Source organism: Actinomadura sp. BRA 177, assembly GCF_013372625.1.
In the GTDB taxonomy this organism is placed as follows: domain Bacteria; phylum Actinomycetota; class Actinomycetes; order Streptosporangiales; family Streptosporangiaceae; genus Spirillospora.
Genome location: NZ_JABXFD010000296.1, coordinates 1 through 6435, shown reverse-complemented (window position 1 = coordinate 6435; position 6435 = coordinate 1). Strand labels below are relative to the sequence as shown.

Genomic DNA, 6435 nt, shown 5'->3' with positions numbered 1-6435 from the left:
TTATGGGCGTGTCGCGGTGCCGACGACGTTCGGCGCGAAGGCCGCGAACTGGCTGCTGGGCTGCCTGGAGGCCCGCGAGGCCCTGGCCGCCGTGCCGCTGCCCGTCCAGCTCGGCGGCCCCGCCGGGACGCTGGACGCCTTCGGCGACCGGGCCCTCGACCTGGTCGCCGCCTACGCCGACGAGACGGGGCTGGCGCGCCCGGTCCTGCCCTGGCACACCCGCCGCACGCCGATCGCGGCGCTCGCGGCGGCGCTGGCGCAGGTCACCGGCGCCCTCGGCAAGATCGCCACCGACGTGTGGCTGCTGTCGCAGAGCGAGGTGGCCGAGGTCGCCGAGGCGGCGGGCGCCGGCAAGGGCGGCTCGTCGTCGATGCCGCACAAGCGCAACCCGGCGCTGTCCACCCTGATCCGCTCGGCCGCGCTGCAGGTCCCGGCGCAGGTGCAGGTGATCCTCGCCGCGCAGGCCGCGCCGCACGAGCGGCCGGCGGGGGAGTGGCACGCCGAGTGGCTGCCGCTGCGCGAGTGCCTGCGGCTGACCGGCGGCGCCGCCGAGACCGCCGCCGAACTGCTGGACGGCCTGGAGGTGTCCACCGAGCTGATGCGGGCCGACCTCGACGATCTCCTCGACATGCTCGGCGACGACCCCGGCCCCGGCAACGCCGCCGTCCTCGTCGACCAGGCCCTCGACGCGTACCGGAGAAGCCGCCGATGACCACGCCGCAGTACCGCCTGGACGGCCCCGAGGACGCGCCGGTCGTCGTCCTCGGTCCGTCCCTCGGCACGTCCATGGACCTGTGGCTCCCGCAGTTGCCCGCCCTGACCCGCGGCTGGCGCGTCCTGCGCTACGACCTGCCCGGCCACGGCGGCGCGCCCACGCCGGACGCCCCCTTCACCGTGGAGGACCTCGCCGGCGGCATCGTCGCCCTGCTGGACGATCTCGGCGTCGAGCGCGCCGCCTACGCCGGAGTGTCCCTCGGCGGCGCGATCGGCACCGCGCTCGCGCTCCGCGCCCCGGACCGTGTCGCCAGCCTGACCCTGTGCTGCACGTCCGCGCGCTTCGGCGACCCGGGGCCGTGGCATGAGCGGGCCGCCCTCGTCCGCCGCGAGGGCGTCGGCCCGGTCGCCGGCTCTGCGGCGGGACGCTGGTTCACCCCCGCCTTCACCCACGCGGAGACGTACGTGGCGATGCTCCGCGCGACCGACCCCGAGGGCTACGCGGCCTGCTGCGACGCGCTGGCCGGGTTCGACGCCACCGGACGGCTCGGCGCGATCACCGCGCCGACCCTGGTGATCGCCGGCGCGCAGGACGCCCCCACGCCGCCGCGGGGCCACGCCGACCGGCTCGCCGAGGGCATCCCCGGCGCCAGCCTGACCGTTATCGAGGGCGCCGCGCACCTGGCGAACGCCGAGCGGCCCGTCGCGGTCACCAGGGAGATCACCGCGCACCTCGACCGCACATGGAAGGGACACGACAGATGACCGGGGAGCGCATGACGGACGGAGAGCGGCACGCGCAGGGCATGAGGACGCGCCGCGAGGTGCTCGGCGACGCGCACGTCGACCGCGCCGAGGCCCGCAAGAACGACTTCACCGCCGACTTCCAGGACATGATCACCCGGTACGCGTGGGGCGAGATCTGGAGCCGCCCCGGCCTGGACCGCCGGACCCGCAGCTGCGTCACGCTCACCGCCATGGTCGCCGGCGGCCACCTGGACGAGCTGGCGATGCACGTGCGCGCCGCCGTCGGCAACGGGCTGACGCACGAGGAGATCAAGGAGGTGCTCCTGCAGACGGCGATCTATTGTGGAGTGCCCGCCGCGAACTCGGCCTTCGCCGTCGCCCAGCGGGTCCTCGACGAGCCGGAGTGACCGGGGTGGAGTGAGATGGCGGAACGCGCGCGGCCGGTCAGCGTGGCGGGCAAGGTGATGGCCATCCTGAACGCCTTCGCGCAGGGCGGCGTCCGCCTCAACCTGAGCGAGATCTGCCGCCGCTCCGGGCTGCCGCTGGCGACGGGGCACCGGCTCGTCGGCGAGCTGGTCGGCGGCGGGTTCCTGGAGCGGGTCCCGGACGGCACCTACCGCATCGGCACCCGGCTGTGGCGGATCGGCAGCCAGGCCCCGGCCGTCACCGGGCTGCGCGAGCTGGCCCTGCCGCACATGGAGGACCTGTACGAGGCCACGCACGACAACGTGCAGCTCGGCGTGCTGCGCGAGGACCACGTGCTGATCGTCGAGCGGCTGCGCGGCACCCGGTCGGTGCCGGTCGTCACGCAGGTCGGCGCGATGCTGCCGCTGCACACCACCGGCGTCGGCAAGGTGCTGCTGGCCTACGCGCCGCCGGACGTCCGGGAGAAGGTCCTGGCCGGCGAGCTGGCCCGGCACGCGGTGCGGTCCATCACCGACCCGGCCAAGCTGCGGCGGAACCTGGAGCAGATCCGCCGCACCGGCTACGCGCTCACCCGCGACGAGATGACGCTGGGCGCCGCGTCGGTCGGCGCCCCGGTGCGGGACGGGTCGGGCGAGGTGGTCGCGGCCGTCTCGCTGGTCGCCGGCACCCGCGGCGCCGACCTGCGGCGGCTGCTGCCGCCGCTGAAGACGGCGGTGCGCGCCCTGTCCCGGGACGTGGCGGCGCACTGGCGCGGCGATCCCGACGCTTTTTCCGGTGAGCGGAAGACCGGCGCTTGAACCTGCGGCGATGCACGCCAGCATCGCCGGGTGAACCGACGACGAGGAGGCTCGATGCGTACCCAGGTCGCGATCATCGGCGGTGGCCCCGCCGGGCTGCTGCTGTCCCACCTGCTGCACCTGGCGGGGATCGACTCGGTGGTCCTGGAGAGCCGGGACCGCGACTACGTGGAGCACCGGCAGCGGGCCGGGATGCTGGAGCAGGGCACGACCGACGTGCTGCGCGAGAGCGGCGTCGGCGCGCGGCTCGACCGGGAGGGCCTCGTCCACCACGGGCTGGAGCTGCGGTTCGGCGGCGCGGGGCACCGCGTCCCGCTGACCGACCTGACCGGCCGGACGGTCACCGTCTACGCGCAGACCGAGATCGTCAAGGACCTCGTCGCGCGGCGGCTCGCGGACGGCGGCGACGTGCGCTTCGAGGCCGAGGTGGTGGACCTGGACGCGTCCGCGCCGAGCGTCACGTTCCGCAGCGGCGGGGAGACGCACACCCTCGACTGCGACTACATCGCGGGCTGCGACGGGTTCCACGGCGTCAGCCGCCCGGCGGTGCCCGGCCTGCGGACGTTCGAGCGGGAGTACCCGTTCGCCTGGCTCGGCATCCTCGCCGACGTCGCGCCGTCCACCGAGGAGCTGATCTACGCCAACCACGACCGCGGCTTCGCGCTGCACAGCCTGCGCTCCCCGCACGTCAGCCGCCTGTACCTGCAGGTGGCGCCGGACGAGGACCTCGCGCGGTGGTCCGACGCCCGGATCTGGGACGAGCTGGCGACGCGGTTCGCCACCGACGACGGCTGGAAGCTGCACGAGGGCCCGATCACCGACAAGTCGGTCACGCCGATGCGCAGCTTCGGGGCCGAGCCGCTGCGGCACGACCGGCTGTTCCTCGCGGGCGACGCCGGGCACATCGTCCCGCCGACCGGGGCGAAGGGCCTCAACCTGGCCGTGTCGGACGTGATCATCCTGGCGCGGGCGCTCACCGACCGGTACGCCTCCGGCTCGGAGACGGCGCTGGACGGCTACTCCGACGCGTGCCTGCGGCGGGTCTGGCGGGCCGAGCACTTCTCCTACTGGATGACGACGCTGCTGCACGTGGACCCGGCCGCGACCGACTTCGAGCTGCGGCTCCAGCGCTCCCACCTGGACTATGTGGCCGCGTCGGAGGCGGCGAAGGCGTCCCTGGCGGAGAACTACGCCGGCCTTCCGATCTTCTAGGGGCTCCCTCCGGCCGGCGGCGGGTGCCCGGTTCAGTGAGATGCACATCACGCGAATTGGCAGCCTCTGAAATTTTGCCGCCTGGGCAAGTTCGGTCTAGCGTGGACGGGTCGATGGCGAGATGTCCGCGTTTGCTGGCCGACTGGGGGATTCCTTGGCCACGTTCCTGTACCGGCTCGGCCGGTTCTCCTACCGCCGGCGCAGGCTCGTCGCGCTGCTGTGGGCCGGGCTCCTCGTGCTCGCGGGGGTGGGGGCGGCCACGCTGAAGGGCCCGACGTCCAGCGACTTCTCGATCCCCGGCACCGAGTCGCAGCAGGCGATCGACGTGCTCGAGGACGAGATGCCGCAGCTGTCCGCGGACGGGGCCACCGCCCGGGTCGTCTTCGCCGCCCCCGCCGGCTCCACGGTCACCGACGCGTCCGGTAAGGCGGCCGTCGAGCAGGTCGTCGGCCGGCTGAAGGCGGCCCCGCAGGTCGCCTCCGTCGTCGACCCGTACCGGGCCGGGGCCGTGTCGAAGGACGGGCGGATCGCCTACGCCCAGGTCACCTACGAGGTCACGCCGATCGAGGTGACCGACGAGATGCGGGACGCGCTCGCCGCCGCGGCCGAGCCGGGCCGCGACGCCGGGCTCCAGGTCGAGATGGGCGGCACCGCCACCCAGGGCATGCCCGAGCAGAGCGTCACCGAGGTCATCGGCGTCGCGGTCGCCGCCGTCGTGCTGGTCATCACGTTCGGGTCGCTGGTCGCCGCCGGGCTGCCGCTGCTGAACGCGCTCCTCGGCGTCGGCATCGCGATGGCGGCGATCACCGCGGCCACCGGGCTGTTCGAGATGAGCTCCACGACCTCGACGCTCGCCCTGATGCTCGGCCTCGCCGTCGCGATCGACTACGCCCTGTTCATCGTCTCCCGCTACCGGCACGAGCTGGCGGAGGGACGGCCCGGCGAGGAGGCCGCGGGACGGGCCATCGGCACCGCCGGGTCCGCGGTGGTGTTCGCCGGGCTGACCGTCGTCATCGCGCTCGCCGGGCTCGCGGTCGTCGGCATCCCGCTGCTCACCGAGATGGGGCTCGCCGCCGCGTTCGCCGTGGTCGTCGCCGTCCTCATCGCGCTCAGCCTGCTGCCCGCGCTGCTCGGCCTCGCCGGCCGCCGGGTGCTCGGCGGCCGGCTCCCCGGGCTGCGCGGCGGCCACCCGGAGAACGGGAGGGCGCCGGCGGGGGAGCGGTGGGCCCGGTTCGTCGCCCGCCGCCCGCTGCCGGTGCTGCTCGCCGCGATCGCCGGCCTCGGGATCATCGCCGCGCCCGCCCTCGACCTGCGGCTCGGGCTGCCCGGCGACGAGATCGCCGCGCCCGACACCAGCCAGCGCAAGGCCTACGACCTGCTCGCCGACGGCTTCGGCCCCGGCTTCAACGGCCCGCTGATGGTCGTCGTCAAGGGGGACGGCGGCCAGGCCGCGGCCACCGCGCAGCGGTTCGCCGGCGAGGTCAAGGGCATGGCGGACGTCGCCGGCGTGACCCCGCCCGTGCCGAACGAGGCCGGGGACACCGCCGTCCTCAGCGTGGTGCCGAAGAGCGGGCCCAGCACCGAGCAGACCGAGGACCTCGTCGCCGAGATCCGCGACCATGGCGACGCCACGGGGGTCGACGCCATGGTGACCGGGCAGACCGCGATGGCGATCGACGTGTCCGCCAAGCTCGGCGAGGCGCTCGCGCCCTACCTCGCCGTCGTCGTCGGGCTCGCGTTCGTCCTGCTCCTGCTGGTGTTCCGGTCGCTGCTCGTGCCGCTGAAGGCGACGCTCGGGTTCCTGCTCACCGTCGCGGCCACCTTCGGCGCGGTCGTCGCCGTCTTCCAGTGGGGCTGGCTCGCCGGGCTGCTCGGCGTCGCCGAGACCGGCCCGATCATGAGCATGATGCCGATCTTCCTGATCGGCGTGGTGTTCGGCCTCGCCATGGACTACCAGGTCTTCCTCGTCACCCGGATGCGCGAGGAGCACGTGCACGGCGCGTCCCCCCACCGAGGCCGTCGTCACCGGGTTCCGGCACGGCGCCCGCGTCGTCAGCGCCGCCGCCGTCATCATGATCGCGGTGTTCGCCGGGTTCGCCGCCTCGCCCGAGTCGATGATCAAGATGATGGGGTTCGCGCTGGCCGCCGGGGTCGCCTTCGACGCCTTCGTGGTCCGGATGACGATCGTGCCCGCCGTCATGGCGCTGTCCGGCCGCGCCGCGTGGTGGCTGCCGGGGTGGCTGGCGCGCGTCGTGCCCAACGTGGACGTGGAGGGTGAGAGGCTTCGTCATCTGCTCGACGACGACGCCGGACGGACCCCCAGACACGTCGCCGAGCCCACGACGCAGCCTCCTACCCCCTACGCCGTCGTCTGGCACAACACCAGCACACACCCCCGGCAGCAACCACGCGGCGCAGCCGGACACCCCCATGACGGCCGGACCGATCGTCATCCGGACCACGAACGAGACGCACTGGCCCTCATACACAACTCCCAGACACCCAGACGGACAACCATAACCGACACACTATACTAATA

General features: G+C 74.1%; 6 protein-coding genes and 1 pseudogene. All 7 read left to right on the top strand.

The window, feature by feature from the left end:
• A partial coding sequence (locus HUX53_RS14175; protein WP_255205239.1) for a lyase family protein occupies positions 1–712 on the top strand: 712 nt, incomplete at its 5' end.
• Entirely contained in the window at positions 709–1479 is a 771-nt protein-coding gene (pcaD, locus tag HUX53_RS14170; protein ID WP_309237211.1) for a 3-oxoadipate enol-lactonase, read from the top strand. The genes HUX53_RS14175 and pcaD, both read left to right, overlap by 4 nt.
• Before the next feature lie 11 nt (positions 1480–1490).
• Positions 1491–1868, top strand: coding sequence for a 4-carboxymuconolactone decarboxylase (gene pcaC / locus HUX53_RS42520; protein WP_309237210.1), 378 nt, complete (start codon positions 1491–1493; stop codon positions 1866–1868).
• 15 nt (positions 1869–1883) lie between these two features.
• Positions 1884–2684, top strand: coding sequence for an IclR family transcriptional regulator (locus HUX53_RS14165; protein WP_176403651.1), 801 nt, complete (start codon positions 1884–1886; stop codon positions 2682–2684).
• A gap of 54 nt (positions 2685–2738) precedes the next feature.
• Positions 2739–3896: a 4-hydroxybenzoate 3-monooxygenase gene (locus HUX53_RS14160; RefSeq protein ID WP_176403650.1), complete on the top strand. Its 1158-nt coding sequence runs from the start codon at positions 2739–2741 to the stop codon at positions 3894–3896.
• A 121-nt stretch (positions 3897–4017) separates the two neighbouring features.
• Positions 4018–5853 (top strand): annotated as a pseudogene (locus HUX53_RS14155) (MMPL family transporter); the annotation flags it as partial.
• Positions 5854–5968: 115 nt separating this feature from the next.
• A complete protein-coding gene (locus HUX53_RS41110) occupies positions 5969–6433 on the top strand; it encodes an MMPL family transporter (protein WP_369009200.1) in 465 nt (154 codons plus the stop codon).
• Positions 6434–6435: the final 2 nt, after the last annotated feature.